The sequence below is a fragment of the Streptomyces sp. NPDC085944 genome (assembly GCF_040686295.1).
Taxonomy (GTDB): domain Bacteria; phylum Actinomycetota; class Actinomycetes; order Streptomycetales; family Streptomycetaceae; genus Streptomyces; species Streptomyces salinarius.
Genome location: NZ_JBFBJX010000007.1, coordinates 132,596 through 158,624, shown reverse-complemented (window position 1 = coordinate 158,624; position 26,029 = coordinate 132,596). Strand labels below are relative to the sequence as shown.

28 protein-coding genes are annotated in these 26,029 nt (G+C 73.7%); 7 read left to right on the top strand and 21 right to left on the bottom strand.

Annotated elements, in window-relative coordinates:
- Positions 1 to 416 precede the first annotated feature (416 nt).
- The 5 genes from AB0P07_RS16125 to AB0P07_RS16105 are packed head-to-tail and all read left to right on the top strand — an operon-like array spanning position 417 to position 6,289.
- Complete coding sequence (locus tag AB0P07_RS16125; RefSeq protein ID WP_365550683.1) at positions 417 to 1,697, top strand: ADP-ribosylglycohydrolase family protein; 1,281 nt, start codon at positions 417 to 419, stop codon at positions 1,695 to 1,697.
- Positions 1,694 to 2,872: an ADP-ribosylglycohydrolase family protein gene (locus tag AB0P07_RS16120; protein WP_365550680.1), complete on the top strand. Its 1,179-nt coding sequence runs from the start codon at positions 1,694 to 1,696 to the stop codon at positions 2,870 to 2,872. Before AB0P07_RS16125 ends, AB0P07_RS16120 begins: the two co-directional genes overlap by 4 nt.
- A complete protein-coding gene (locus tag AB0P07_RS16115; protein WP_365550677.1) occupies positions 2,860 to 4,239 on the top strand; it encodes an ADP-ribosylglycohydrolase family protein in 1,380 nt (459 codons plus the stop codon). The genes AB0P07_RS16120 and AB0P07_RS16115 overlap by 13 nt, the downstream gene beginning before the upstream one ends.
- Entirely contained in the window at positions 4,221 to 5,444 is a 1,224-nt protein-coding gene (locus tag AB0P07_RS16110; RefSeq protein WP_365550674.1) for a CoA transferase, read from the top strand. The genes AB0P07_RS16115 and AB0P07_RS16110 overlap by 19 nt, the downstream gene beginning before the upstream one ends.
- A gap of 20 nt (positions 5,445 to 5,464) precedes the next feature.
- Positions 5,465 to 6,289 (top strand): CoA ester lyase, encoded by an 825-nt coding sequence (locus AB0P07_RS16105; RefSeq protein ID WP_365551278.1) that lies wholly within the window; start codon positions 5,465 to 5,467, stop codon positions 6,287 to 6,289.
- A gap of 75 nt (positions 6,290 to 6,364) precedes the next feature.
- Here the strand turns inward: AB0P07_RS16105 and lgt are convergent, their stop codons facing one another.
- From lgt to hisI, 10 genes are all read right to left on the bottom strand, one after another.
- A complete protein-coding gene (gene lgt / locus AB0P07_RS16100; RefSeq protein WP_365550671.1) occupies positions 6,365 to 7,393 on the bottom strand; it encodes a prolipoprotein diacylglyceryl transferase in 1,029 nt (342 codons plus the stop codon).
- A gap of 76 nt (positions 7,394 to 7,469) precedes the next feature.
- Positions 7,470 to 8,243, bottom strand: a complete 774-nt coding sequence (locus AB0P07_RS16095) for a thioredoxin domain-containing protein (protein ID WP_365550668.1) — start codon at positions 8,241 to 8,243, stop codon at positions 7,470 to 7,472.
- A gap of 101 nt (positions 8,244 to 8,344) precedes the next feature.
- Positions 8,345 to 9,160 carry a tryptophan synthase subunit alpha gene (gene trpA / locus AB0P07_RS16090; protein ID WP_365550665.1) on the bottom strand — a complete coding sequence of 272 codons (816 nt, stop codon included), beginning with the start codon at positions 9,158 to 9,160 and terminating at the stop codon, positions 8,345 to 8,347.
- Positions 9,157 to 10,440 (bottom strand): tryptophan synthase subunit beta, encoded by a 1,284-nt coding sequence (gene trpB, locus AB0P07_RS16085; protein WP_365550662.1) that lies wholly within the window; start codon positions 10,438 to 10,440, stop codon positions 9,157 to 9,159. The genes trpA and trpB overlap by 4 nt, the downstream gene beginning before the upstream one ends.
- Positions 10,441 to 10,769: 329 nt before the next feature.
- Positions 10,770 to 11,579: an indole-3-glycerol phosphate synthase TrpC gene (gene trpC / locus AB0P07_RS16080; RefSeq protein ID WP_365550659.1), complete on the bottom strand. Its 810-nt coding sequence runs from the start codon at positions 11,577 to 11,579 to the stop codon at positions 10,770 to 10,772.
- 117 nt (positions 11,580 to 11,696) lie between these two features.
- The gene (locus tag AB0P07_RS16075; protein WP_365550657.1) at positions 11,697 to 12,152 is read right to left on the bottom strand and encodes a DUF2752 domain-containing protein; all 456 of its coding nucleotides are present in this window, start codon (positions 12,150 to 12,152) and stop codon (positions 11,697 to 11,699) included.
- 91 nt (positions 12,153 to 12,243) lie between these two features.
- Positions 12,244 to 12,495, bottom strand: coding sequence for an HGxxPAAW family protein (locus AB0P07_RS16070; RefSeq protein WP_365550654.1), 252 nt, complete (start codon positions 12,493 to 12,495; stop codon positions 12,244 to 12,246).
- A gap of 120 nt (positions 12,496 to 12,615) precedes the next feature.
- On the bottom strand, positions 12,616 to 13,257 hold the full coding sequence (locus AB0P07_RS16065; RefSeq protein WP_365550652.1) for a TIGR02234 family membrane protein: 642 nt from the start codon (positions 13,255 to 13,257) through the stop codon (positions 12,616 to 12,618).
- 83 nt (positions 13,258 to 13,340) lie between these two features.
- Positions 13,341 to 14,849, bottom strand: coding sequence for an anthranilate synthase component I (locus AB0P07_RS16060; protein WP_365550649.1), 1,509 nt, complete (start codon positions 14,847 to 14,849; stop codon positions 13,341 to 13,343).
- An 11-nt stretch (positions 14,850 to 14,860) separates the two neighbouring features.
- Complete coding sequence (gene hisI, locus AB0P07_RS16055) at positions 14,861 to 15,277, bottom strand: phosphoribosyl-AMP cyclohydrolase (protein ID WP_365550646.1); 417 nt, start codon at positions 15,275 to 15,277, stop codon at positions 14,861 to 14,863.
- A gap of 81 nt (positions 15,278 to 15,358) precedes the next feature.
- Here hisI and AB0P07_RS16050 point away from each other — a divergent pair, with 81 nt between their 5' ends.
- On the top strand, positions 15,359 to 15,994 hold the full coding sequence (locus tag AB0P07_RS16050) for a TIGR03085 family metal-binding protein (protein WP_102932554.1): 636 nt from the start codon (positions 15,359 to 15,361) through the stop codon (positions 15,992 to 15,994).
- Between the two features lie 12 nt (positions 15,995 to 16,006).
- On the opposite strand, the gene AB0P07_RS16045 is transcribed toward AB0P07_RS16050, so the two are convergent.
- The 11 genes from AB0P07_RS16045 to hisD all read right to left on the bottom strand — a co-directional run bounded on the left by AB0P07_RS16045 (position 16,007) and on the right by hisD (position 23,869).
- On the bottom strand, positions 16,007 to 17,272 hold the full coding sequence (locus tag AB0P07_RS16045; protein WP_365550642.1) for an MFS transporter: 1,266 nt from the start codon (positions 17,270 to 17,272) through the stop codon (positions 16,007 to 16,009).
- Positions 17,265 to 17,852 carry a helix-turn-helix domain-containing protein gene (locus AB0P07_RS16040; protein ID WP_365550639.1) on the bottom strand — a complete coding sequence of 196 codons (588 nt, stop codon included), beginning with the start codon at positions 17,850 to 17,852 and terminating at the stop codon, positions 17,265 to 17,267. Before AB0P07_RS16040 ends, AB0P07_RS16045 begins: the two co-directional genes overlap by 8 nt.
- Positions 17,853 to 17,912: 60 nt before the next feature.
- Positions 17,913 to 18,074 carry a hypothetical protein gene (locus tag AB0P07_RS16035; RefSeq protein WP_365550636.1) on the bottom strand — a complete coding sequence of 54 codons (162 nt, stop codon included), beginning with the start codon at positions 18,072 to 18,074 and terminating at the stop codon, positions 17,913 to 17,915.
- A gap of 65 nt (positions 18,075 to 18,139) precedes the next feature.
- On the bottom strand, positions 18,140 to 18,895 hold the full coding sequence (gene hisF / locus AB0P07_RS16030) for an imidazole glycerol phosphate synthase subunit HisF (RefSeq protein WP_365550633.1): 756 nt from the start codon (positions 18,893 to 18,895) through the stop codon (positions 18,140 to 18,142).
- Positions 18,892 to 19,296, bottom strand: coding sequence for a RidA family protein (locus AB0P07_RS16025; protein ID WP_365550630.1), 405 nt, complete (start codon positions 19,294 to 19,296; stop codon positions 18,892 to 18,894). The genes hisF and AB0P07_RS16025 overlap by 4 nt, the downstream gene beginning before the upstream one ends.
- Positions 19,293 to 20,018, bottom strand: a complete 726-nt coding sequence (gene priA / locus AB0P07_RS16020; protein WP_061445275.1) for a bifunctional 1-(5-phosphoribosyl)-5-((5-phosphoribosylamino)methylideneamino)imidazole-4-carboxamide isomerase/phosphoribosylanthranilate isomerase PriA — start codon at positions 20,016 to 20,018, stop codon at positions 19,293 to 19,295. The genes AB0P07_RS16025 and priA overlap by 4 nt, the downstream gene beginning before the upstream one ends.
- A 17-nt stretch (positions 20,019 to 20,035) precedes the next feature.
- Positions 20,036 to 20,683: an imidazole glycerol phosphate synthase subunit HisH gene (gene hisH, locus AB0P07_RS16015; protein ID WP_365550627.1), complete on the bottom strand. Its 648-nt coding sequence runs from the start codon at positions 20,681 to 20,683 to the stop codon at positions 20,036 to 20,038.
- Entirely contained in the window at positions 20,680 to 20,844 is a 165-nt protein-coding gene (locus AB0P07_RS16010) for a hypothetical protein (RefSeq protein ID WP_199561042.1), read from the bottom strand. The genes hisH and AB0P07_RS16010 overlap by 4 nt, the downstream gene beginning before the upstream one ends.
- A 3-nt stretch (positions 20,845 to 20,847) precedes the next feature.
- Positions 20,848 to 21,441, bottom strand: coding sequence for an imidazoleglycerol-phosphate dehydratase HisB (gene hisB / locus AB0P07_RS16005; protein ID WP_007448566.1), 594 nt, complete (start codon positions 21,439 to 21,441; stop codon positions 20,848 to 20,850).
- Positions 21,438 to 22,547, bottom strand: a complete 1,110-nt coding sequence (locus AB0P07_RS16000; protein WP_365550623.1) for a histidinol-phosphate transaminase — start codon at positions 22,545 to 22,547, stop codon at positions 21,438 to 21,440. The genes hisB and AB0P07_RS16000 overlap by 4 nt, the downstream gene beginning before the upstream one ends.
- Positions 22,544 to 23,869: a histidinol dehydrogenase gene (gene hisD, locus AB0P07_RS15995; RefSeq protein WP_365550620.1), complete on the bottom strand. Its 1,326-nt coding sequence runs from the start codon at positions 23,867 to 23,869 to the stop codon at positions 22,544 to 22,546. The genes AB0P07_RS16000 and hisD overlap by 4 nt, the downstream gene beginning before the upstream one ends.
- A gap of 199 nt (positions 23,870 to 24,068) precedes the next feature.
- On the opposite strand from hisD, the gene AB0P07_RS15990 reads away from it, so the two are divergent.
- A complete protein-coding gene (locus AB0P07_RS15990; RefSeq protein WP_365550617.1) occupies positions 24,069 to 25,646 on the top strand; it encodes an oxidoreductase in 1,578 nt (525 codons plus the stop codon).
- Positions 25,647 to 26,029 lie beyond the last annotated feature (383 nt).

The following is a 26,029-nucleotide window of genomic DNA, read 5'->3' as shown; positions in this document are numbered from 1 at the left end:
GCGGGAGCCCCACCACCGGGTGCGGCACGGAACACGGAACAGCGGCCGCCCACCCCAGAACCCCCACGACCGGGCGTGGGAGCCCCGCCGCCGGACGCCGAGCCGGCGCCGGTGGACACGGCGACGTCGGCGGCGCCTGCGGACGCGGTACGAACGCGGGTGCGGCCGGGCAAGGCGCAGGCACCCCGCGGTGCGCCGCGGGTGGCGAGGGACTCCGGGCGGGCGCCGTCGGAGGCGACCGAGGCGTCGGTGCAGGAGGCGGGGCGGGCGACGCCGGGTCCCGGGACGGCCGCGCCCCTCGTACCGGGCGAAGCTTCCACCGGCGCGCTCCCGCTCGGCGACGGTGGCACCCGGCCCCCGCCCCGCCCGGCCGCGCACCCGCCCGCCCCGGGCGCCCGCGCGGCCGAGGCGACGTCGTGAGCAGGGCGCGCGGTGAGGTCCGGGCGACGGGCGTCACGGCGTACGTCGAAGGGCCCGGTGTGCCGGAGGCCGGCGGGTTCGCGGGGAGCGGGCACCGGCCGGGGGCGGAGCCGGGGCCGGCCGTGGCGTCCGGTGGCACCGTGTCGCTCGCCGACCGCATCGAGGGGCTGCTGCTCGGGCTCGCCGCCGGAGACGCCGCCGGCTGGCCCGCCGCCCGGCACCGGGCCGCCCGGATGCCGGAGTGGACGCGTCGCCTCACCCGCGAGCTGGACACCTTCGCCGAGCAGAACGCGACCACCACCCTCCCCGTCCCCATCGCCCTGAACCAGTCGCCGGAACCGCTGCGCCTCGGCCCCTCGGACGACGCCGAGTGGGCGGCGTTCGCGGCGGAGGCGGTGTTGCGGGCGGGCGACGACAGTCTGCTCGGGGACCTGAGCCGGGACCGCCGGATGCGCGCCGCGATCGACCTGACCTGGAACGCCGTCGCCAGCGACGTCGCCGCGGCGGCCGACCGCGCCCCCGAGGTCGAGTCGGCGGTGCTGCCCCTGCGCGCCCGCATCTCGGTGCGCTCCGGGCTCGGCAACCTCGCAACCGGTCTGCGCCCGCCCGCCACCGGCCACGACAACCCGCACTACTTCGACGACGCCGCCTGCGTACGGGCCTGCGTCCTGGCCGTCGCCCACCCCGGCGCCCCGCGCCCCGCCGCCGACCTCGCCGAGTTCGACGCCCGCTACACCCAGGACGGCGACGGCGTGCACGGCGCCCGGGCCATGGCGGCGGCGCTGGCCTGCGCCCTCGACGGCGCCGACGTGGACGCCTGTACGACGGCCGCGCTCGCGGAGCTCCCCGAGGGGACGGAGATCGGCCGCAACGCCCGCCAGGCCCTGGCCCTCGCGACGGACGCCGAGAGCACCTTCGCCCTGGTCCCGCTCCTCGAGCACCGCATCGTCGACCACGTCTACAGCTACGGCATCGCCGCCGCCGAGACCGTCCCGGTCGCCCTCGCCCTGGCCCGCGCCGCCCGGGGCCGCATCGCCGACGCCGTGCCGGCGGCGGCCTGTCTGTCCCGGGTCGCGGACTCCGGCCCCGCGCTGGCCGGCGCCCTCACCGGCGCACTCGGCGGCGGCACGTCGCTCCCCGCGCCCTGGCGGGAAGCCTGCCGCACCCTGCCCGGCTGCGTACTGCCCCGGCTCACCGGGACCGACCTGGTCGAACTCGCCGCTCTCCTGCACGCCACGCAAGCGTCCCGACCGGAAGGACGAGGCACCGCCCCATGACCTCCACACCCCCGGACCGCGGCACCACCGTGCCCCTCGACGAGCGGGTCACCGGCGCGCTCGTCGGCGCCGCCGTAGGCGATGCGCTCGGCGGCCCCGTCGAGGGCTACTCCCCCGAGCAGATCCTCGAACGCCACGGCGGCCGCGTCCACGGCGTCGTCGGCCCCTGGAGCGGCGACGCCTGGCGCACCGCCCGTCCACTCGCGCCGTACCACAAGGGCGACGGCCACGTCACCGACGACACCCTGATGACGCACGCGCTGGTCCGGGTCTACGGCACGGTCCGCGACCACCTCGACGCGTACGCCATCGCCGAGCACCTGGTCCCCGACCTGATCACGAACCCGCGCTGGATCCCGGAGCTGGAGGCCGAGGCGCTCCCGCTCCAGCGGATCTTCCTCGCCGAGAAGTGGCTGGTCGCGCGTATTCACTACGGCCATGTGGACCCGCGCGAGGCCGGCACCGGCAACATCGTCAACTGCGGTGCCGCGATGTACATGGCCCCGGTCGGCCTGGTCAACGCGGCGAACCCCGTGGCGGCCTACGCCGAGGCCCTGGACGTCGCGGGCGCACACCAGTCGTCGTACGGCCGTGAGGCGGCCGGCGTCTTCGCGGCGGCGGTGGCCGCGGCGTGCGATCCGGGGGCGACCCCGGACTCCGTGGTGGCCGCCTGCCTGGCCCTGGCCAAGGACGGCACCCGGGCGGCGATCGGGGCCGTGTGCGACGTGGCCGCCCACCACTCGGACTTCGAGTCGGCGCTGGCACCGATGCGGGCGGCGGTGGCCCCGTACGACACCGTGGGCCCCGACTACCGCGCCCCCTCGCTGGGCGCCCGCCGCCCCTCGCGCCTGCACGCGATCGAGGAACTGCCCGTCGCCCTCGGCATGCTGCTCGTCTCCGGCGGCGACTTCCGGCACGCCGTGCTCGGCGCGGTCAACTACGGCCGCGACTGCGACTCCATCGCCACGATGGCGGGCGCGCTCGCCGGAGCCCTGGGGTCGCCGGTGCCCGAGGACTGGGCCAAGACCGTCGCGGAGGCGAGCCGCCTGGACCTGTGGGCACCGGCGGCGACGCTCACCGAGGTCGCGCGGGAGGTCTTCGAGCGGGACGTGCGCGGGCGCCGTGCGCACGAGGAGGCGTTCGCCGCGATCGGGGGCGCGGGATGCTCCGGCTGACCTGGGTGCAGCCCGAGGACCTGGTCGGCCACGAGCTGCGCCAGGCGCGGCTGGACGGCCGCGACGCGGCGGCGGTCGCGGCCCGCTGGCGGGCAGCGGGCGGCGGCGAGGCCCCGCCCCGGGCAGGTGCCTCCGCCCGGCCGGTCTCCCCCCGCCTGCGCCGTCTCGCGGAAGACCTCCTGGACGAACTGGCCCGCCTGGCGTGCCCGTCGGCGGACGACGAGCCGACGGAGCTCGGCCGGATCGGAGCGCTGTGCCCCGACTGGCCGTCCCCGCGCCCCGCCGGCGCCGTGTCCCCCGCCCGGCTGGAGGCCGCCTGGCTCGGTCGCGCCGTCGGGTGTCTGCTGGGCAAGCCCGTCGAGAAGCTGCCCCTGACCGGCATCCGTCTCCTCGGGCGGGCCGTCGGCAACTGGCCCCCGACCTCGTACTTCACGGCCCGGGGCGTCCCTGGCGACCTGCTCGCCAGCTACCCCTGGAACCGGCGGTCCGCGCCCACCTCCCTCGCCGAGAACATCGACGGCATGCCGGAGGACGACGATCTCAACTACCCGCTCCTGAACCTGCTGCTCCTCCAGCGCCACGGCAGGGCCTTCACCACCGACGACGTGGCCCGCCTCTGGCTCGACGAACTCCCGCCCGGCCGCACCTTCACCGCCGAGCGCGTCGCCCTCCGCAACCTCCTCACCGGACTCGAGCCCCCGGACACCGCCCGGCACCACAACCCCTTCCGCGAGTGGATCGGCGCTCTCATCCGCGCCGACGTGCACGGCTGGACCAACCCCGGCGACCCGGCCGCCGCGGCCGGACAGGCGCACCGCGACGCGGTCCTCAGCCACACGGCCAACGGCGTCTACGCGGCGATGTTCGCGGCGGCCGTCGTCGCCACCGCCGCCCCCGCCGACGCGCCCGACGTCCACGCCTGTCTGCGCGCGGGCCTCGCGGTCGTACCGCCCGGCTCGCGTCTCGCCGGGGCGGTCCGGCACGCCGTACGGCTCGCCGGCGCGCACGACGACTTCGACACGGTCGTGGACGAGCTCCACGCCGTGCACTCCCCCGCGCACCACTGGGTGCACGCCGTTCCCAACGCCGCCCTGATCGCCGCCGCGCTCACCCACGCGGACGGCGACTTCACCGGCTCGGTCTCGCGCGTCGTCTCCGGCGGCTGGGACACCGACTCCAACGGCGCCACCGTCGGCGGCGTCGCCGGGCTGCTCGCCGGTTCCCCGGCCGCGCTGCCCGAGCACTGGACGGCCCCGCTGAAGAACCGCCTGGCCACCTCCGTCGGCGGGTTCGACGGCACCGGCTTCGACACCCTCGCCCACCTCACCCACCGGGAGGCCACCCGCCCATGTCCGAGCCCGACGTGACCTCTGCGACCGCCGCCTCCCCGGGCCCGCTGGCCGGCCTGCGCGTCCTCGACCTCGCCACCCTCTTCGCGGGGCCGCTCGCCGCCACCATGCTCGGTGACTTCGGCGCCGAGGTGATCAAGGTCGAGCACCCCACCCGGCCCGATCCGTCCCGGGGGCACGGCCCGTCGAAGGACGGGATCGGGCTGTGGTGGAAGCTGCTGGGCCGCAACAAGCACACGATCACCCTGGACCTGTCGAAACCCGCGGGGCGCGCCACCCTCCTCCGGCTCGCCGCCACCGCCGACGTCGTCGTCGAGAACTTCCGGCCGGGCACTCTGGAGAAGTGGGACCTGGGCTGGGACGAGCTGTCCGCCGTCAATCCGCGCCTGGTCCTGACCCGGGTCACCGGCTTCGGCCAGTTCGGCCCGTACGCGCGCCGCCCCGGTTTCGGCACCCTCGCCGAGGCCATGAGCGGCTTCGCCGCGATGACCGGCGAGCCGGACGCGCCGCCGACGCTGCCGCCGTTCGGCCTCGCCGACTCCATCGCGGCGCTGGCGACGGCGTACGCGGTGATGACCGCGCTGGCCGCCCGGGAGCGCACCGGCGAGGGCCAGGTCGTCGACATGGCGATCATCGAGCCGATCCTGACCGTGCTGGGCCCGCAGCCCCTCTGGTACGACCAGCTCGGCCACGTCCAACCGCGCACCGGCAACCGCTCGCAGAACAACGCCCCGCGCAACACCTACCGCACCGCCGACGGCAGCTGGGTCGCCGTGTCCACCTCGGCGCAGTCCGTCGCCGAGCGGGTGATGCGGCTGGTGGGCCGCCCGGAGCTGATCGACGAGCCCTGGTTCACGACGGGTGCCGAGCGGGCCCGGCACGCGGACGTGCTGGACGCGGCGGTGGGCGACTGGATCGCCCGGCACTCCCGCGCCGACGTGCTCGCCGCGTTCGAGAAGGCCGAGGCCGCCGTGGCGCCGGTCCAGGACGTGCGGGACGTGATGGCCGACCCGCAGTACCAGGCCCTGGACACCGTCACCACGGTCGACGATCCCGAGCTGGGCCCGCTGCGGATGCAGAACGTCCTCTTCCGGCTCTCCGCCACCCCGGGCGGGATCCGCTGGGCGGGCCGCCCGCACGGCGCCGACACCGAGGAGGTGCTCACCGGGCTGGGGCTCACCCCGGCGGACGTCAAGGAGCTGCGCGAGGAGGGCGTCGTATGACCGCACCCCTGGCCGCATCGCTGACCGCACCCGCGCTGACCTGGTTGTACGCCCCCGGGGACCGGCCCCGGGTGGTGGCCAAGGCGCTGGCCGCCGGTGCGGACGTGGTGGTGGTCGACCTGGAGGACGCGGTCGCCGCCGACCGCAAGGAGTACGCCCGCGACGCCACGGCCGAGCTGCTCACCGAGCCCCAGCCGGTGCCGGTGCACGTCCGCGTCAACGCCCTGGACGGTCCGCTCGCCGCCCGGGACCTGACGGCGCTGGCCGCACTGCCGGGGCTGTCCGGGCTGCGGCTGCCCAAGGTGACGGCACCGGAGCAGATCACCGAGGTCGCCGAGCGCACCGGCGGGCCGCCGCTGTACGCGCTGCTGGAGACGGCGCTGGGGGTGGAGCGGGCGTACCGGATCGCCGCCGCGCACCCGGCGCTGCGCGGCATCGCCCTCGGTGAGGCGGACCTGAGGGCCGACCTGGGCGTGCGCGGGGACGCCGGCCTGGACTGGTCGCGCTCGCGGGCGGTCGTGGCCGCGCGGGCGGCGGGTCTGGCGCCGCCCTCTCAGACCGTGCATCCGGACACCCGGGACCTGGAGGGCCTGGCGGCGTCGTGCGCCCACGGGCGGGCCCTGGGTTTCCTGGGGCGGGCCGCGATCCACCCCCGCCAGCTGCCGATCATCGAGCGGGCGTATCTGCCGACCGAGCGGGAGCTGGAGGAGGCGGAGACCGTCGTGAAGGCGGCCTCGGTACAGCCGGGCGCGCAGGCGCTGCCGGACGGCCGGTTCGTCGACGCGGCGGTGGTGGCGACGGCCCGGCGCACCCTGTCGCTGGCCAGGCGGCCCACCCTGCCCTGAAAGCTTCCGCCCTGCACGCGCCGAGGGCGCCCGGGGAGTCCCGGGCGCCCTCGGCGGCACGTACGTCGGGCGGGGTCAGCCCTTCTTGGCGGAGTCGGCGCCGTTCTTCACACCCTCGGCGTCCGCCGCGTCCTCGGGGGCCTCGGCCGCCCCGGGGGCGTCGGTCTCCCCCGGGGTGTCCGCGTCCTTGTCCTTCTTCGCGGTGTCCGGGTCGTCGGCGCCGGCCTCCGCGGAGGCCGCCCCCGCGTCCTTCTCCCCGTCGACCCCGGCCTCCCCGGCGGCGGTCTCCGCGCCCGGCTCCACCACGGCCTCCCGGCCCGGTCGCATCCGCGCCGAGAGCACGATGTACAGCACGGCGAGCAGGAACACGAAGAGCGCGGTCCAGTTGTTCAGGCGCAGGCCGAGGATGTGGTGGGCGTCGTCGACGCGCATGTACTCGATCCAGAACCGGCCCGCGCAGTACGCCGCGACATACAGGGCGAAGGCCCGCCCGTGGCCCAACCGGAAGCGGCGGTCGGCCCAGATGACGAGCAGCGCGACGCCGATGCACCACAGCGACTCGTACAGGAAGGTCGGGTGGTAGGTGCCCGGCACCCGACCGTCGGCCGTCGAGGTGATCTCCACGGCCCACGGCAGGTCGGTCGCCTTGCCGTACAGCTCCTGGTTGAACCAGTTGCCCCAGCGGCCGATGGCCTGCGCGAGGACGATGCCGGGGGCGACGGCGTCGGCGTACGCGGGCATCGGGACGCCCCGGCGCCGGGCGCCGATCCAGGCGCCCACCGCGCCGAACGCGATCGCGCCCCAGATGCCCAGTCCGCCCTCCCAGACCTTGAAGGCGTCGACCCAGTCACGGCCCTCGCTGAAGTACAGCTGGTAGTCCGTGATCACGTGGTAGAGGCGTCCGCCGACCAGGCCGAAGGGAACGGCCCAGACCGCGATGTCGGCCACCGTGCCCGGCCGCCCGCCCCGGGCGATCCAGCGCTTGTTGCCGAGCCAGACGGCAACGAAGACGCCGATGATGATGCAGAACGCGTAGCCGCGCAGCGGGATGGGGCCGAGGTACAGCACCCCGCGCGACGGGCTGGGAATGAAGGCAAGTTCCATGGCAAGGTCGACGCTACCGTGTCGGACGGGGAGCGCGGCGGGCAGCCCGGCTACGGGTCCGTAACGAGCGGGCGCGCTACTTGTCGGCGTCCTCCACCATCTGCTTCAGCTTGGCCGGGGTCATGGAGCGGTCCTGGTAGATGTTCTTGCCGTCCAGGAGCACCGTGGGGGTGCCGCTGAAGCCGCCGTCCTGGAAGGCCTTGTTGGACTTCTCCACCCAGCTGTTGTGCCTGCCGTTCTTCACGCACTCCTGGAAGCGGGTGGTGTCGAGGCCGTCGACCTTGCCCGCCAGGTCGAGCAGCTTGCCCTCGTCGGCGAAGGCGTCGTCGGTCTCCGGGGGCTGGTTGTCGTACAGCACGTCGTGGTAGGCGGGGAACTTTCCGGCGTCCTGGGCGCAGGCCGCGGCGTTGGCCGCCTTGCGGGAGCCGGTGCCGCCCATGTTGCCGTCGATGATCGTGGCCAGGTGGTACTCGACCTTGAGCTTCCCCGCGTCGGTCAGCTCGTGGATGGTGTCGCGGTACGCCAGCTCGAAGGCCTTGCAGGCCGGGCAGCGAAAGTCCTCCCAGACGGTGAGCTTCGACTTGGCACTCTCCTCGCCGACGGGGATCGCGAGGCCGTCCTTGCCCTGCGCGCCCGAGGGCACCACGATCGGGCCGGTCGACTCGGTGCCGTCGTCCTTGCCCGCGTTCGCCGCGATCACGCCGATCACCGCCGCGAGTCCCAGGACACAGACCACGCTCGCGCCGACGATCAGCGCACGGCGGCGCTTGTCCCTGGACTTCTGCTTCGCGCGCTCGGCCGCCAGCTTCTCGCGGGCGCTGCGCTTTCCCTGTCGGTTCTTCTCGCTCACACCCCGCAGAACGAACCGGGGAGGCGCAGCGCGCCTCCCCGGTCCCAGGTCCACTCGTACGAGGGACCCCTGTCATGTGCCCGTCCGGCAGGTGCGGGCTCTCACGCCTGTCCGCGCACGCCCTTCGCCAGGTCGGCGGCGAGCGCCCGGACGCCCTCGATGCCGGCCGCGTCGTCGGGCGCGTCCAGCATCCGCTTGACGAAGGCCGAGCCGACGATCACGCCGTCGGCGAAGCCGGCCACCTCGGCGGCCTGGGCGGCGTTGGAGACGCCGAGGCCGACGCAGACGGGGGTGTCGGTGGTGGCGCGGGTGCGCCGCACCAGATCCTCGGCCTGCGCGCCGACCGACTCGCGGGTGCCGGTGACACCCATCAGGGAGGCGGCGTAGACGAAGCCGCTGCCGGCCGCGGTGATCTCGGCGAGCCGCGCGTCCTTGCTGCTGGGCGCGACCACGAAGACCGTGGCGAGCCCGTGCTTGTCCGCGTGTTCCCGCCACAGCGCCGACTCCTGGACCGGCAGGTCGGGCAGGATGCACCCGGCGCCGCCCGCCTCGGCCAGCTCGGCGGTGAAGCGCTCCACGCCGTAGCGGTCGATCGGGTTCCAGTACGTCATGACGAGGATCGGCTTGCCGGTGGCCGCGTGCGCCTCGCGGACGGTGCGCATCACGTCGGCGATCTTCACGCCGCCGCGCAGGGCGATGTCGTCGGCGGTCTGGATCACCGGGCCGTCGAGCACCGGGTCGCTGTGCGGCAGGCCCACCTCGACGACGTCGGCGCCGCCGTCGAGCGCGGCCCTGACCGCCTCGACACCGCCGTCCACGGTCGGGAACCCGGCCGGGAGGTAGGCGATCAGGGCGGCGCGGCCCTCGGACTTCGCGGCCGCGAGGGTGTCGTTCAGCAGCTGTACGTTCCCGCTCACTTGGCGTCCCCCTCGATCTCCGCGGCGCCGGTCTCGTCGGCGGCAACCTCGGCGTCGGTGTCGTACAGCCCGAAGTAGCGGGCGGCGGTGTCCATGTCCTTGTCGCCGCGGCCGGACAGGTTGACCACGATCAGCCCGTCCTTGCCCAGCTCCTTGCCGACCTCCAGGGCGCCGGCCAGCGCGTGGGCGCTCTCGATGGCCGGGATGATGCCCTCGGTGCGCGACAGCAGGCGCAGGGCCCGCATGGCGGCGTCGTCGGTGACCGCGCGGTACTCGCCGCGGCCGGAGTCCTTGAGGTGGGCGTGCTCCGGGCCGATGCCCGGGTAGTCCAGGCCGGCCGAGATCGAGTACGGCTCGGTGATCTGACCCTCGTCGTCCTGGAGGACGTAGGACCGGGAACCGTGCAGGATGCCGGGCTCGCCCGCGGTCAGGGTGGCCGCGTGCTCGCCGGTCTCGACGCCGTGCCCGGCGGGCTCGCAGCCGATGAGGCGGACATCCGTGTCGGGGATGAAGGCGTGGAAGAGGCCGATGGCGTTGGAGCCGCCGCCGACGCAGGCGATCGCGGCGTCGGGCAGGCGTCCGGCCTGCTCCAGGAGCTGGCGGCGGGCCTCGACGCCGATGACGCGGTGGAAGTCGCGGACCATCGCCGGGAAGGGGTGGGGGCCCGCGACGGTGCCGAACAGGTAGTGGGTGCGGTCGACGTTGGCGACCCAGTCGCGGAACGCCTCGTTGATCGCGTCCTTCAGCGTGCGGCTGCCGGACTTCACGGCGATGACCTCGGCGCCGAGCATCCGCATCCGGGCCACGTTGAGGGCCTGGCGGCGGGTGTCGATCTCGCCCATGTAGATGGTGCAGTCGAGACCGAAGAGGGCGCAGGCGGTCGCCGTCGCCACGCCGTGCTGGCCGGCGCCGGTCTCGGCGATGACGCGGGTCTTGCCCATGCGCTTGGTGAGCAGGGCCTGACCGAGCACGTTGTTGATCTTGTGCGAGCCGGTGTGGTTCAGGTCCTCGCGCTTGAGGAAGATCCTGGCTACGCCTGCATGCTCCGCGAAACGGGGCACCTCGGTGAGGGAGGACGGGCGGCCCGTGTAGTGGACGAGCAGGTCGTCCAGTTCGCGGGCGAACTCCGGGTCGGACTTCGCCTTGTCGTACTCGACGGCGACCTCGTCGACGGCGGCGACGAGGGCCTCGGGGATGAACTTGCCTCCGTAGGCGCCGAAGTAACCCTCGGCGGAGGGGACCTGCCCCTCCGGGTCGGGGATGAAGAAGTTGCTGGGCATGCGTGAACCTCACGGTGAGTGTCTGGTGGTGACTGTTCGCCGTGGGGGCGGGGACTGTGTGTCGGCTGCGGACCGGCTGTGGCTGGTCGCGCCCACGCGACGGAGTCGCAGATTCAACGAGGCCCCGCGCCCCTTGTGGGGCGCGTGAGCCATCGCATGCCATTTACCTGCCCCGGCTCGTCCCCGATGACGTACCGCACCCGGCGGCCGTGCACCCTGCGTGCGGGCGCGCGGCAGCCCCGGGGCCGGCAGCCGCGCGCGAGGCGGGCGTAGGGGTCCCGGGGGGCCGGAGTGAGTACGGAGGTCATCGGGGTCAGCCTACCGGCGTGTCAGCCCCGGCCGTGGCGGAGTGCCGGGTGCTCGCCCGCCGCCACCAGGTCGGAGACCGCCGTCTTGGGGTCGCGACCGGTGACCAGGGACTCGCCCACCAGGACGGCGTCGGCGCCCTCGTTGGCGTAGGCGATGAGGTCGTGCGGACCGCGCACGCCGGACTCGGCGACCTTGACGATGTGCGCGGGGATCTCCGGGGCGACCCGCTCGAAGGTGCCGCGGTCGACCTCGAGCGTCTTCAGGTTGCGCGCGTTGACGCCGATGACCTTGGCGCCCGCGTCCACCGCGCGCTCGACCTCGTCCTCGTCGTGCACCTCGACCAGCGGGGTGAGTCCGATGGACTCGGCGCGCTCGATCAGCGACTCCAGGGCCGGCTGTTCGAGGGCCGCGACGATCAGCAGGGCGAGGTCGGCGCCGTGTGCGCGGGCCTCCCACAGCTGGTACGAGGTGACGATGAAGTCCTTGCGCAGGACGGGGATGTCCACACGCGCGCGGACCGAGTCCAGGTCGGCGAGCGAGCCGCCGAAGCGACGCTGCTCGGTGAGGACGGAAATGACGGCGGCGCCGCCCGCCTCGTAGTCGGCGGCGAGACCAGCCGGATCGGCGATGGCCGCGAGCGCGCCCTTGGAAGGGCTGGACCGCTTGACCTCGCAGATCACCTTGACGCCGTCGCCGCGCAGCGCGGCCACGCCGTCCTGGGCGGGGCGTGCCTTGGCCGCGCGCTCCTTGAGCTCGTCGAGGCTGACGCGCGCCTGCCGCTCCGCGAGGTCGGCACGGACTCCGTCGATGATCTCGTCGAGCACACTCACGCGAGCGGCCCCCTTTCAGACGGCAAAACGTGTGGTCACTGTGATGGTATCCGGAGCCGGGCACCGGTCCCGCATCCGCCCGACGCCAGTCCCATTACCTGGACACTCCGTGGATGATCAAGGGATCAGCCAGCCACCGAACGGCAGGTTCCGGACAACGGTGAAAACCACCAGCAACGTCCCCAGCGTCCACAGGTGGACCGGTCCGAGGTCGACCCGCACCGGACGGCCCCGCGCCGCGCGGACCACCCAGACGGTCCACAGCACGGCGAAGCCCAGGTAGGCGAGGACGGCCGGCGCGTTGGCGTGCAGCGCGGCCGTCAGGTCCCCGTGGACGAAGGCGTGCGCGCTGCGCAGGCCGCCGCAGCCGGGGCAGTACACCCCCGTGAAGCGCAGCAGGGGGCAGACGGGGTAGTGGCCCGGCTCGTACGGGTCCACGCTGCCGACGTAGGCGAAGGCCCCGACGACGGCCGCGAGCACCGCGGCGGGAACGGCCAGGCGCAGGGCCGTGCCGCGGAATTGAAGGGTGCTGGTCCGGCTGGGGTTCCCGCTCTCGACGTCCACGCCCCGCATTTTGCCCCCGGCGGCCCCCGCGCGCACCTGAGGGGCGGAACGGCACCCGTGTGCCGATCCACCCCTCAGAAGGTCCGCGACCGCCGTTCGGTCAGCCCTTGGCGCCGGCCTGCGCGTGCTCGCCGGAGACCTGGTGCACGGAGTGGTTCTGCTTCGGCTGGCCGAGGCCCATCATCTTCATGACGTAGCCGACGACACCACCGAGGAGCACGACCGCCATGCCGGCCCAGAAGCCCCACGGCTGGGCCGCCACCATGAACATGCCCGCGATGCAGAAACCGATGAAGGCGATGATGACACCGGTCCAGGCGGCCGGGGTGTGACCGTGGCTGCTGCCCGCCATTGCTTGCTCCTCGTTGCTGTGTGCCATGTCTGAGCAGGACGCTCGCACCCATTGTCCCGCACGGGGGCACGGGCCGTGAGCGGGGGTGCGCCGGCGGGTGAACGCGGGCCCCGGCAGGGGTCAGGCGCTGGTGGGGTCCTCCCCGCGGTCGATGGCCTTCCACAGGTCCTCGGGGCGGTTCGGGTCGACGGTCTGCGGCCTGCGGCGCGGGCGCGGGGTGCCGTCGCGCTCGTAGCGGCCGGACATCGCGGGCCACAGCCGGCCGTAGCGCAGCGCGAGCAGGCCGGCCAGCAGGAGCAGGGCGCCGCCCGCGGCCGCCACGTACGGCCAGGCGGTGTGGGAGAGCGCGTCGACGGTGGCCGAGGTGTCGCCGGCCGCCTTGGCCGCCTGGTCGTCCAGGGCGGAGCCGTCGGATGCGCCGACCAGGGCGGCGACGACGGTGCCCGCGCCGCTGAGCGCGAGCACGGCGGCGACGGCGAAGCGGCCGGCACGGCGGACGGCGAAGACGGCGACGAGCGCGGCGAGGCCGACTATGGCGAGCGCCGCGGGCACGCCCGTGACGTCGCTGCCCTTGGCGGTCAGCGGGAAGGCTCCGCCGGCCACGGTCGCGGTGCCCTCCGCCCATTCCTGCCGGGTGGCGAGCAGGACGACGGCGGCGCCGAGGGCGCCGCACAGCAGGGCGACGGCGAGGCTCCGGCGGCCGGCCCGGGCGGGTCCTGCGGCTGGGGTGCGGGGGTGAGGAACGGCTGTCACGTACTCCACTATCACCCGAACCCCGGGCGAACCGTCACCCGGGGTTCCGAATCTGCGACGTGAGAATCACCCCACCGCTCCCGCGGGTTGGCCTATCGCGTCAGCCGGTTGGCCGTGTGCACGGCCCGCAGCACCGCCGCCGCCTTGTTGCGGCACTCGGTGTCCTCGGCGACCGGGTCGGAGTCGGCGACCACGCCGGCGCCCGCCTGCACGTAGGCCGTGCCGTCGCGCAGCAGCGCCGTGCGGATGGCGATGGCGGTGTCGGAGTCGCCGGCGAAGTCGAGGTAGCCGACGCAGCCGCCGTACAGGCCGCGCCGGGAGGGTTCGAGTTCGTCGATGATCTGCAGGGCGCGCGGCTTGGGCGCGCCGGAGAGGGTGCCGGCCGGGAAGCAGGCGGTGAGGACGTCGAAGGCGGTGCGGTCGGGGGCGACCCGGCCGGTGACCGTGGAGACGATGTGCATGACGTGCGAGTACCGCTCGACGGACATGAAGTCGACGACCTCGACGGAGCCGGGTTCGCAGACGCGGCCGAGGTCGTTGCGGCCGAGGTCGACGAGCATCAGGTGCTCGGCGCGCTCCTTGGGGTCGGCGAGCAGCTCGTCGGCGAGGGCCTGGTCCTCCTGCGGGGTGGCGCCGCGCGGGCGGGTGCCGGCGATGGGGTGCACCAGGGCGCGTCCGTCCTCGACCTTGACCAGCGCCTCGGGGGACGAGCCGACGACGTCGAAGCCGTCGAGGCGGAGCAGGTACATGTACGGGGAGGGGTTGGTGGCCCGCAGCACCCGGTACACGTCGAGGGCGCTCGCCGTGCAGGGCGTCTCGAAGCGCTGGGAGGGGACGACCTGGAAGGCCTCGCCCGCGCGGATGCGCTCCTTGATGTCCTCGACGGCGTCCTGGAATTCGGGGCCGCCCCACCGCGCGGTGTACTCGGGCAGCTCGGAGGGCGGCAGCGCGGCCGGGGGCTGGGCGACCGCGCGGGTGAGGTCGCACTCCATGGCGTCCAGGCGGGCGATCGCGTCGGCGTAGGCCTCGTCGACGCCGGTCTCCAGGTCGTTGTGGTTGATCGCGTTGGCGATCAGCAGGACCGAGCCCTCCCAGTGGTCCATGACGGCGAGGTCGCTGGTGAGCAGCATGGTCAGCTCGGGCAGCTTCAGGTCGTCGCGCTCCCCGGGGCCGACCTTTTCCAGGCGGCGCACGATGTCGTAGCCGAGGTAGCCGACCATGCCGCCGGTGAAGGGCGGCAGGCCCAGGTCGTGGGCGAGGTCGCGCGGGGTGTGCAGGGCCTCCACGGTGGCCCGCAGGGCGGCGAGCGGGTCGCCCTCGGTGGGGACGCCGACGGGCGGGGTGCCCTGCCAGTGGGCCTGCCCGTCCTGCTCGGTGAGGGTGGCGGCGCTGCGGACGCCGACGAAGGAGTACCTGGACCAGGACCGTCCGTTCTCCGCGGACTCCAGCAGGAAGGTGCCGGGGCGCTCCGCGGCGAGCTTGCGGTACAGCGCCACCGGGGTGTCGCCGTCGGCGAGGAGCTTGCGGCTCACCGGGATCACCCGGCGGTCTGCGGCCAGCTTGCGGAAGGTGTCGAGGTCCATGTCATGCGTGACGTCCATGGCGGCAGACCCTACTGATCCGCGCCGGGCGCGCCGGTGCCCGCGGCGTCCTCGGCGAGCAGCACGTCGGCGTCGAAGCAGGTGCGGGCGCCGGTGTGGCAGGCGGCGCCCACCTGGTCGACCTTGACGAGCACGGTGTCGGCGTCGCAGTCCAGCGCCACGGACTTCACCCACTGGAAGTGGCCGGAGGTGTCGCCCTTCACCCAGTACTCGCGGCGGCTGCGGGACCAGTAGGTGCAGCGTCCGGTCGTCAGCGTGCGGTGCAGCGCCTCGTCGTCCATCCAGCCGAGCATCAGCACCTCACCGGTGTCGTACTGCTGGGCGATGGCGGGCACGAGGCCGTCGGCGCTGCGCTTGAGGCGGTCGGCGATCTCCGGGGCGAGGGGGCTGGGCCGCCCGGGGCCGCCGGTGGGGGAGCTGCTGGTCATGCGCCCATTGTGCCGCGCGGGACGGACACGCCTGCGGGACGTCCATTGGGCGGACCCGGCCGGGCGCCGTAGGCTGACTCCATGTCGACTTTCGCCAAGCGTGAACGACTTCTGCTCGCGGATCTGTTGGAGACGGCGGGTCCGGACGCGCCGACCCTGTGCGAGGGCTGGCGGACCCGTGACCTGGCCGCGCACGTGGTGGTGCGCGAGCGGCGTCCGGACGCGGCCGGTGGCGCCCTGATCAAGCCACTGGCGTCCCGGCTCCACCGGGTGCGGGAGGAGTACGGCGCGAAGCCGTACGAGGAGCTGCTCCAGCTGATCCGCACGGGCCCGCCGCGCTTCTCCCCCTTCCAGCTCAAGCAGGTCGACGAGGCGGCGAACACGGTCGAGTTCTACGTCCACGCCGAGGACGTCCGCCGGGCCCAGCCGGACTGGTCGCCGCGCGAGCTGGACCCGGTCTTCCAGGACGCCCTGTGGTCCCGCCTGGAGCGCGCCGCCCGGCTGATGGGCCGGGGCATCCCGACCGGCCTGGTGCTGCGCCGCCCGAACGGCCAGACGACGGTCGCCCACCGGGGCACGCCGGTGGTGACGGCCACCGGCGAGCCGTCCGAGCTGCTGATGTTCGCGTACGGCCGGCAGGACGCCGCGAAGGTGGAGCTGGAGGGCGAGAAGGACGCGATCGCCAGGCTGCGGGAGACGAAGCAGCTCGGGATCTGAACCCCGGTCCGCTCACTTCGGCAGCTCGGCCCGCCGTACGCCGGGCGCGCACAGGGCGACGACCCCGCCGAGGCCGCAGACGGCGGCGCTGACGGCGAAGACCGGACCGGTGCCCCAGACTCCGATGGCGGCGGCGGACAGGGGCATGCTCAGCGGCGCGATCCCCAGGCTGACGATGCCGGAGACCGCCGTGACGCGACCGAGGAGGGCGGGAGCGGACTGGGTCTGGAGCAGGGCCCCGCAGAGCGCGCCGCTGAGGCCCGCGAGCAGCCCGATGAGCAGCGCCGTCCCGACGGCCACTGGAAGGGCGGGGGCCTGGGCCAGCGCGCCGATCGCGACCGCGCCGGGGACGAGGGCGCCGGCGACGACGTACCCGGCGTGCGGCACGCGTCCCCGGACGGTCAGCAGCAGGGCGGCCGCCCCGGCGCCGATCCCGAACCCGGCGAGCACCCAGCCCATGCCGGAGGCTCCCCAGCCGCGTTCGTCGGCGAGCAGGGCCAGACCGATGTTGAGCGGACCGACGAAGCCGAGGTCGCCGAGGGCGATGACCAGCATCAGCGGCCCGAGGACGCGGTGCCGGCGAATGTACCGGAGCCCGTCCCGCAGGTCCCGCCACGCGGTGCCGCCCTCGGCTGTGGCCGTGTCGTCGGGTGGCAGCCCGCGCATCCGTACGGAGACCAGCAGCGGCACCGACACGGCGATCAGTACCCCGGCGAGCGCGAAGGCCGCCGCCGCACCGCCGAGCGCCACGCCGAGGCCGCCGAGCGGGGCGCCCACGACGGAGGACAGGCGGACGGCGAGGCCGCGCATGCCCTGGACGCGGGCGAGCTGGTCCTTGGTGGTGATGCGCGCGGGGAGGGCTCCGACGGCGGGCATGAAGAGGGCGTCCACCGCGCCGAAGACGAGAGCGAGCAGGGCCAGGAGCCACAGTCCGGGGTCGGTGGCGAAGAGCAGCGCGGCCACCGCGAGGACCGCCGCGCACCGTACGGCGTCGCTGCCGATGACGACCCTGCGCGGTCCCAACCGGTCGACGACCACTCCCCCGCCGAGCATGAGCAGCGCACGCGGCACCGCGCTCACGGCTGTGACCATCCCGGCCTCGGCGGGACTGCCCTGCCGCACAGCGGCCCAGGACAGCGCGAGGAAGAAGACGCTGTCACCGAGCATCGACGCGCTGTAGGCCCCGACCCAGCGCAGGACGTTGCCGTCCCGGTGGGCGGGGGCTGAGGCGGCAGCGGGTAGGTGTGCGTCCGTCACGGACGCGGTCGTCTCAGACACGGAAGGGGAATCCGTAGACGTGCAGGGCGACGTTCTCGCGCCCCTCGGTGTCGCCGGCGACTTCGGCGGCTCGGCCCCGCTCGTCGTACTTCTTCGCCAGGGCGAGCAGTTCGGCGGCCAGGTCGGCCAGGTCGGCGGGCGTCAGTCGCAGCAGTGACTCGTTGTCGGGGGCGGCGGAGTTCCACTCGGGGCCCCAGGTGGGGCGTTCGTCGAGGTAGCGGCGGTACATGTCGGCGCGCTGCTCGTGGAAGAGCCGGGTGGCCGCGAGGTGGGCGGCCGCGCGCTCGGGGGCGTCGCGGAAGTTCTCGTCGCGGATGCTCACCCCGTCCGAGGACGGCTGCCACCACCGCTCCCGGCCATCCGCGCTCTGCGGTTCGGCCTCCTCGACCAACCCGTGCTCGGCCAGCTTGCGCAGGTGGTAGCTGACCAGTGAGACGGCCTCGTCCACCTGCTCCGCGAGCTGCGAGGCGGTCGCCGTGCGTGCCACACACAACCCGCGGTAGAGCCGCATGCGCAGCGGATGGGCCAGGGCTTTGAGGGTGCCCAGATCGGTGATGGGGCGGTTCTCCTGACGCGGCATGCGTCCAGGCTAGATCACGAAAGAAAAATTGCGCAATGGATGTTGCGCAATTTTCCTTTCCTAGTCCGACGGAGGGGTGGAGCCCCTCTCGCGACGCCTGACCGCCACCCCCTCCATCAGCACGCCATGTGCGAGCCGGTCGACGGCGACTCCTCGCTCCTGAGCCTCCGCGGCAAGCTCGGCCAGCTCTTCCTCGGTGAACTCGATCGTGATCGCAGCCATACGGGCAGGTGAGAAGCGAGGGCTTCGGCGAGTCCGCCCCCGCCACCAACGAGCGCCTGCTCGAACTACCGAACGGGGTGGCCCGCCTCGCGCAGGGCGGTCTTGACCTCGCCGATCCGCAGATCGCCGAAGTGGAAGACGGAGGCCGCCAGGACCGCGTCCGCGCCCGCCTCGACCGCCGGGGCGAAGTGGGCGAGGCTGCCCGCGCCGCCCGAGGCGATGACCGGGACGGTCACGTGCTTGCGGACCGCCGCCAGCATCTCCAGGTCGTAGCCGTCCTTCGTGCCGTCGGCGTCCATCGAGTTGAGCAGGATCTCCCCCGCGCCCAGCTCGGCCGCCCGGTGGGCCCACTCCACCGCGTCGATGCCGGTGCCGCGGCGGCCGCCGTGGGTGGTCACCTCGAAGGTGCCCGCCTCGGTGCGGCGGGCGTCCACCGACAGCACGAGGACCTGGCGGCCGAACCGCTCGGCGATCTCGCGGATCAGGTCGGGACGGGCGATGGCGGCGGTGTTGACACCCACCTTGTCCGCGCCGGCCCGCAGCAGCTTGTCGACGTCCTCGGCGGTGCGCACCCCGCCGCCGACGGTCAGCGGGATGAACACCTGCTCGGCGGTGCGGCGCACCACCTCGTAGGTCGTCTCGCGGTTGCCCGACGAGGCGGTGATGTCCAGGAACGTCAGCTCGTCGGCGCCCTCGGCGTCGTACACCTTGGCCATCTCGACGGGGTCGCCCGCGTCGCGCAGGTTCTGGAAGTTGACGCCCTTGACGACCCGGCCGTTGTCGACGTCCAGGCAGGGGATGACTCGGACCGCCAGGGTCATGAATCCACGGCTCCTCTATACGCTTCCACTTCGACCGACACCAGGACCCGCGAGTCGATGAAGCCCTCCACGACCAGCAGGGTCGTGGCCGGGCGTACGGAGTCGAACAGCTCCTTGTGGGCACGGCCCACCTCATCGACGTCGCGCGAATGCGCCAGGTACACACGGGTCCGGATCACGGACCCGATGCCGAGGCCGAACTCGCCGATCGCCTCGACGGCGGTGGCGAAGGCCACCTTGGTCTGCTCGTACGGGTCGCCCTCGCCGTAGAGCACGTCGCCCTTGAAGGCCGTGGTGCCCGCCACGACGACCCGGTCGCCCGCCGCCACGGCGCGTGCGAAACCGAAGGACTCTTCCCAGGGACTGCCGCTCTGCACGCGCCGTACGGCTTCGGACGTCATGTCGACACAGCCTCCAGGGCCTCTTCCAGCGTGAAAGCCTTCGCGTAGAGGGCCTTCCCGACGATGGCTCCTTCGACACCGGCCGGGACGAGCCCGGAGATCGCGCGCAGGTCGTCCAGGGACGACACGCCGCCCGAGGCGACGACCGGCCGGTCGGTGGCCGCGCAGACGTTCTTCAGGAGCTCCAGGTTGGGACCCTGGAGGGTGCCGTCCTTGGCGATGTCGGTGACGACGTACCGGGCGCAGCCCTCCTTGTTCAGGCGGTCCAGCGTCTCGTAGAGGTCGCCGCCGTCGCGGGTCCAGCCGCGGCCCCGCAGCGTGGTGCCCCGGACGTCCAGGCCGACCGCGATCTTGTCGCCGTGCTCGGCGATGACCTTGGCGACCCACTCGGGGGTCTCCAGGGCGGCGGTGCCCAGGTTCACCCGGGTGCAGCCGGTGGCGAGGGCGGCGGCGAGGGTGTCGTCGTCGCGGATGCCGCCGGACAGCTCGACCTTGATGTCCATCGCCTTCGCGACCTCGGCGATCAGCGCGCGGTTGTCCCCGGTGCCGAAGGCGGCGTCCAGGTCGACCAGGTGCAGCCACTCGGCGCCGGAGCGCTGCCAGGCGAGGGCGGCCTCCAGCGGGGAGCCGTAGGAGGTCTCGGTGCCCGACTCGCCGTGCACGAGGCGGACGGCCTGGCCGTCGCGGACGTCGACGGCGGGGAGGAGTTCGAGCTTGCTCATCTCTACCGGGCTCATCTCTACAGGGTCTCGATCCAGTTGGTCAGCAGCTGCGCTCCGGCGTCGCCGGACTTCTCGGGGTGGAACTGCGTGGCCCACAGCGCGCCGTTCTCCACGGCGGCCACGAAGGGCTTGCCGTGCGTGGACCAGGTGACCCTGGGCGCGGCGATCAGCGGGTTGTGCGCCTCCTGGGTCCACTCGTGGACGGCGTAGGAGTGCACGAAGTAGAAGCGGGCGTCCGCGTCCAGGCCGGCGAAGAGCTGGGAGTCGGCCGGTGCCTCGACCGTGTTCCAGCCCATGTGCGGCACGACGTCGGCCTGCAGCGGTCCGACCGTGCCGGGCCACTCGTCCAGGCCCTCGGCCTCCACGTCGTGCTCGATGCCGCGCGAGAAGAGGATCTGCATGCCGACGCAGATGCCCATGACCGGGCGTCCGCCCGACAGCCGGCGGTCGACGATCCAGTCGCCGCGGGCGGCCTTGAGGCCGTCCATGCAGGCGGCGAAGGCGCCGACACCGGGGACGAGCAGCCCGTCGGCGTTCATGGCCTTGTCGTAGTCGCGGGTGATCTCGACGTCGGCGCCCGCGCGCGCGAGGGCGCGCTCGGCGGAGCGGACGTTGCCGAAGCCGTAGTCGAAGACGACGACCCGCTTCGGGTTCACCGGGGTCAACTCCAGACCTCCAGCCTCAGGACGCCCGCGAGCAGACACATGCCGGCGCCGATGGAGAGCAGCACGATCAGGCCCTTGGGCATCTGCTGCTTGGCGAAGGAGTAGATGCCGCCGGCCAGGAAGAGGCCGACGACGATCAGTGCGGTGGACGTACCGTTCATGGGTTACAGCGCGCCCTTCGTGGACGGCAGGATGCCGGCGGCGCGCGGGTCGCGCTCGGAGGCGTAGCGCAGGGCCCGGGCCAGCGCCTTGAACTGGCACTCCACGATGTGGTGCGCGTTGCGTCCGTAGGGCACGTGCACGTGCAGGGCGATCTGGGCCTGGGCGACGAAGGACTCCAGGATGTGCCGGGTCATCGTCACGTCGTACTCGCCGATCATCGGCGCCATGTTCTCGGGCTCGGTGTGCACGAGGTAGGGGCGGCCGGAGAGGTCGACGGTGACCTGGGCGAGGGACTCGTCCAGCGGGACCGTGCAGTTGCCGAAGCGGTAGATGCCCACCTTGTCGCCGAGTGCCTGCTTGAAGGCGGCCCCCAGCGCGAGGGCGGTGTCCTCGATGGTGTGGTGGGAGTCGATGTGCAGGTCGCCGTCGGTCTTCACGGTCAGGTCGAACAGACCGTGCCGGCCGAGCTGGTCGAGCATGTGGTCGTAGAAGCCGACGCCGGTGGCGATGTCGGTCTTGCCGGTGCCGTCGAGGTCGATCTCGACGAGGACCGAGGTCTCCTTGGTCGTGCGCTCCACGCGTCCCACGCGGCTCATGTGTTCTGCTCCTTCTTGACTTCACGTACCGCGTCGAGGAACGCGTCGTTCTCCTCCGGGGTGCCGGCGCTGACCCGCAGCCATCCCGGTACGCCGTTGTCCCGGACCAGGACGCCCCGGTCGAGGATCTTCCGCCAGGTGGCGTGGGAGTCCGCGAACCGCCCGAACTGGACGAAGTTGGCGTCGGACTCGGTCACCTCGTAGCCGATGGCGCGCAGTTCGGCGACCAGCCGGTCCCGCTCGGTCTTCAGCTGCTCGACGTACTTCAGCAGCGTGTCCGTGTACTCCAGGGCGGCCAGCGCGGTCGCCTGGGTCACGGCCGACAGGTGGTAGGGCAGCCGTACGAGCTGGACGGCGTCGACGACGGCCGGGTGCGCGGCGAGGTAGCCGAGACGCAGGCCCGCCGCGCCGAACGCCTTCGACATGGTGCGGGAGACGACGAGGTTCGGCCGGCCGTCCAGCAGGGGCAGCAGGGAGGCGCCGTGGCTGAACTCGATGTACGCCTCGTCGACCACGACCATCGACGGCTTGGCCGCCTGCGCCGCCTCGTAGAGGGCGAGGACCGTCTCGGCGGGGACCGCGTTGCCGGTCGGGTTGTTGGGGGTGGTGACGAAGACGACGTCCGGGCGGTGCCCGGCGATCGCCCGCACGGCGGCGGACACGTCGATGGTGAAGTCCTCGTGGCGCGGCCCGGAGATCCAGCCGGTGCCGGTGCCGCGCGCGATGAGGCCGTGCATCGAGTACGACGGCTCGAAGCCGATCGCGGTGCGGCCCGGGCCGCCGAAGGTCTGCAGCAGCTGCTGGATGACCTCGTTGGAGCCGTTGGCCGCCCAGACGTTGCTCACGTTCAGAGGGTGCCCGGAGGTGTTCGTCAGGTACTCGGCGAGCTTCGTGCGCAGCTCGACCGCGTCCCGGTCGGGGTAGCGGTTCAGGTCGCGGGCGGCCTCGCGGACGCGCTCGGTGATCCGCTCGACCAGGGCCTCGGGCAGCGGGTAGGGGTTCTCGTTGGTGTTCAGCCGTACCGGCACGTCCAGCTGGGGCGCGCCGTAGGGGGACTTGCCGCGCAGCTCGTCCCGTACGGGGAGATCGTCGATGCCGAACGTCACTTGCTCTCCGGGACCTTCCACTCGAACCTCGCCTTGATCGCCGCGCCGTGCGCGGGCAGGTCCTCCGCCTCCGCCAGCGTCACCACGTGCCGCGCGACCTCGGCGAGCGCGTCGCGCGTGTAGTCGACGATGTGGATGCCGCGCAGGAAGGACTGCACGGACAGGCCGGAGGAGTGGCAGGCGCAGCCGCCGGTGGGCAGGACGTGGTTGGACCCGGCCGCGTAGTCGCCGAGCGAGACGGGCGCCCAGGGGCCGACGAAGATCGCGCCGGCGTTCTTGACCCGGTCGGCGACGGCGGCGGCGTCGGCGGTCTGGATCTCCAGGTGCTCGGCGCCGTAGGCGTCCACGACCCGCAGGCCTTCGTCCAGGCCGTCGACGAGGACGATCGCGGACTGGCGGCCTGCCAGGGCCGGGCGGATCCGGTCCTCGACGTGCTTGGTGGCCTCGATCTGCGGCCGCAGCTCCTTCTCCACCGCGTCCGCGAGCTCGGCGGAGTCGGTGACCAGGACGGCGGCGGCCAGCGGGTCGTGCTCGGCCTGGCTGATCAGGTCGGAGGCGACGTGCACCGGGTCGGCGGTCGAGTCCGCCAGGACGGCGATCTCGGTCGGTCCCGCCTCGGCGTCGATGCCGATCTTCCCGGTGAAGAAGCGCTTGGCGGCGGCGACCCAGATGTTGCCGGGGCCGGTGACCATGTTGGCGGGCGGGCAGGACTCGGTGCCGTACGCGAACATCGCGACGGCGGTGGCGCCGCCCGCGGCGTACACCTCGTCGACGCCGAGCAGGGCGCAGGCGGCGAGGATGGTGGGGTGCGGGATGCCGCCGAACTCCGCCTGCGCGGGCGAGGCGAGCGCGATCGAGCCGACGCCGGCCTCCTGGGCGGGCACCACGTTCATGACCACCGACGACGGGTACACCGAGCGGCCGCCGGGCACGTAGAGCCCGACCCGCTCGACCGGCACCCACTTCTCGGTGACCGAACCGCCGGGCACCACCTGCGTGGTGTGCGTGGTGCGGCGCTGCTCGCGGTGGACGAGACGCGCGCGGCGGATGGACTCCTCCAGCGCGGCGCGCACGTCGGCGTCGAGGCCCTCCAGCGCGCGGGTCAGCTCCTCGGCCGGGACGCGCACGCGCTCCAGCCGGACACCGTCGAACTGCTCGGTGAAGTCGATCAGCGCCGCGTCCCCGCGATGATGCACGGCCTCGCAGATCGGACGCACCTTCTCCAGGGCGACCGAGACGTCGAAGTCGGCTCGGGGCAGCAGGTCGCGCAGGGCGGGGCCCTCGGGGAGGGCGTCGCCGCGCAGATCGATTCGCGAGATCACGGAACCAATTCTCTCAGACCCGCGTCCGGCACGGTCCGCGCGTATCAGTGGCTGATACGGAACGCGACGGACCTCACGCCCCACGGTGAACGCACGCGATCCGTGCTCACTTTGAGTGTTCGACAGGTCACTCAGTGGGCATGAACGGTTGTACGAAGGGTGAGCGACCGACGAGTAGGCGGGGAGGGAGTGAAGCATCGTGACGCAGGGGGCCGGCCATCGTGACGGAGAGCTGCCGGACGACCTGACCACCGCCGAGGCAGGCATGTGGCAGGCCTTCCGCAACGGCAGTGTGTACGACCTGAGCAGCGGCGACGCGCTCGGCGACGACCCGCACGGCGGGCGTCCGTGGGGGCCGGAGCGGACGGTGCGGGCCCGCATCGTGTGCTGGCTGCTCCTCGACGGTCCGCCGGCGCTCGCGGGCCGGGTGTCCTCGCTGCAGCTGGTGGGCGTGCGGATCAGCGACACGGTGGATCTGGCGGGCGGCACGGTGGTGCCGTACGTGGAGTTGCGGCGCTGCCGCTTCGACCGGGAGGTGCTGCTGCCGGAGACGCGGTTCACGACGGTGCGGCTGGTGGACTGCGCGGTGCCGCGCCTGGAGGCGGCCCGACTGCACACCGAGGGCGACCTGCACCTGCCGCGCTCCCGCTTCCCGGGCGGCATCCGGCTCACGGACGCGCAGATAGGCACCGACCTGCTGCTCAACCAGACGATCGTGCACCGGGACCGCAGCGGGCGCTCGATAGCGGCGGACGGCATGACGGTCGGGCAGGACCTGCAGGCCGAGATGCTGGAGTCGCACGGCGAGGTGAGCCTGCGCAGCGCCCAGGTCGGCGTGTCGCTGAGCCTGCGCGGCGCCCGGCTCCTCAACCCGTACACGCGGCACGCGCTGAACGCCCCGCAGCTGACGGTGGAGCGCACGCTGTACCTGACCCCGGCGGGCCTGGGCAGCCCGCTGCTGCGCGGCACCACGCCCGCGCAGGGCACCCGCATCCAGCGTTTCGAGTGCGAGGGCGGGGTGCGGCTCGACGACGGGCGGTTCGGCGACGCGCTGGACCTGGAGCACGCGCGGTTCACCTTCACCGACGACCAGGAGCTGTCGCTGCGCCGGGTGCAGACGCCCGAGCTGCGCTTCCTGGGCGAGCGTCCGGCGCGCGGGCGGGTGGTGCTGTCGGGGGCGCGGGTGGTCAACCTGATGGACCGGGCGGACAGCTGGCCGGGCCCCGGGCGGCTGCACATGGGCGGCTTCGCCTACGAGAACCTGGTGCCGCGCGGGCCGTTCCCGCTGGCGAAGCGGTTGCGCTGGGTGGGTGCCGCGACCGCCGAGTACCACCCGGAGCCGTACGAGCGGCTCGCCGCCGTGCTGCGGGCCGGCGGGGAGGACGAGGACGCCCGCGAGGTGCTGCTCGCCAAGCACCGCAGGCGCCGCGAGAGCCTGCCGATCGCCGCGAAGCTGGTGGGGTACGCGCAGGACTGGACGGTCGCCTACGGCTACCGGCCGGGCCGGGCGGCGGTATGGATGGCGGTGCTGTGGGCGGCCGGCTCGCTCGCCTTCGCCCGCGTGGAACCGCCCCCGCTGAAGAGCGGCGAACACCCGGACTGGAACCCGGCTCTCTACGCCCTCGACCTCCTCCTCCCGGTGATCGACCTGGGCCAGGTGGGCTTCTGGCAGCTGCACGACGGCTGGCAGTGGCTGTCGACGGCCCTGGTCCTGCTGGGCTGGGTCCTGGCGACCACGGTGGCAGCGGGCGCGACCCGCCTGCTCCGCAGAAGCTGACCGCGCCGCGCCCTCTCGCCGGACACCGTGCGCCACCGGGGCCGCCCGCGCGCCGCCGGGCCGCGCTCGGCCCGCCTGCACTCCGCCCGGGGCCGCCCGTCCCCGCCGTAACCGCCGTAACCGCCGTAACCGCCCGTGGCCCGCCGGGGCCGCCCCGACCCGGCGGCGCGTGCCGCATGTGCGGTGCGGCCAGGGCTGGCGCAGGTGGGGCCACGGCCGGGTGAGGGGACCCGTCCGACACGGGGAGACCGTGTCCGGCACGGGCAGGACCACGGCCGGGAGAGGGAACCCGTCCGACACGGGGAGACCGTGTCCGGCACGGGCAGGACCACGGCCGGGAGAGGGAACCCGTCCGACACGGGGAGACCCTGTCCGGCACGGGC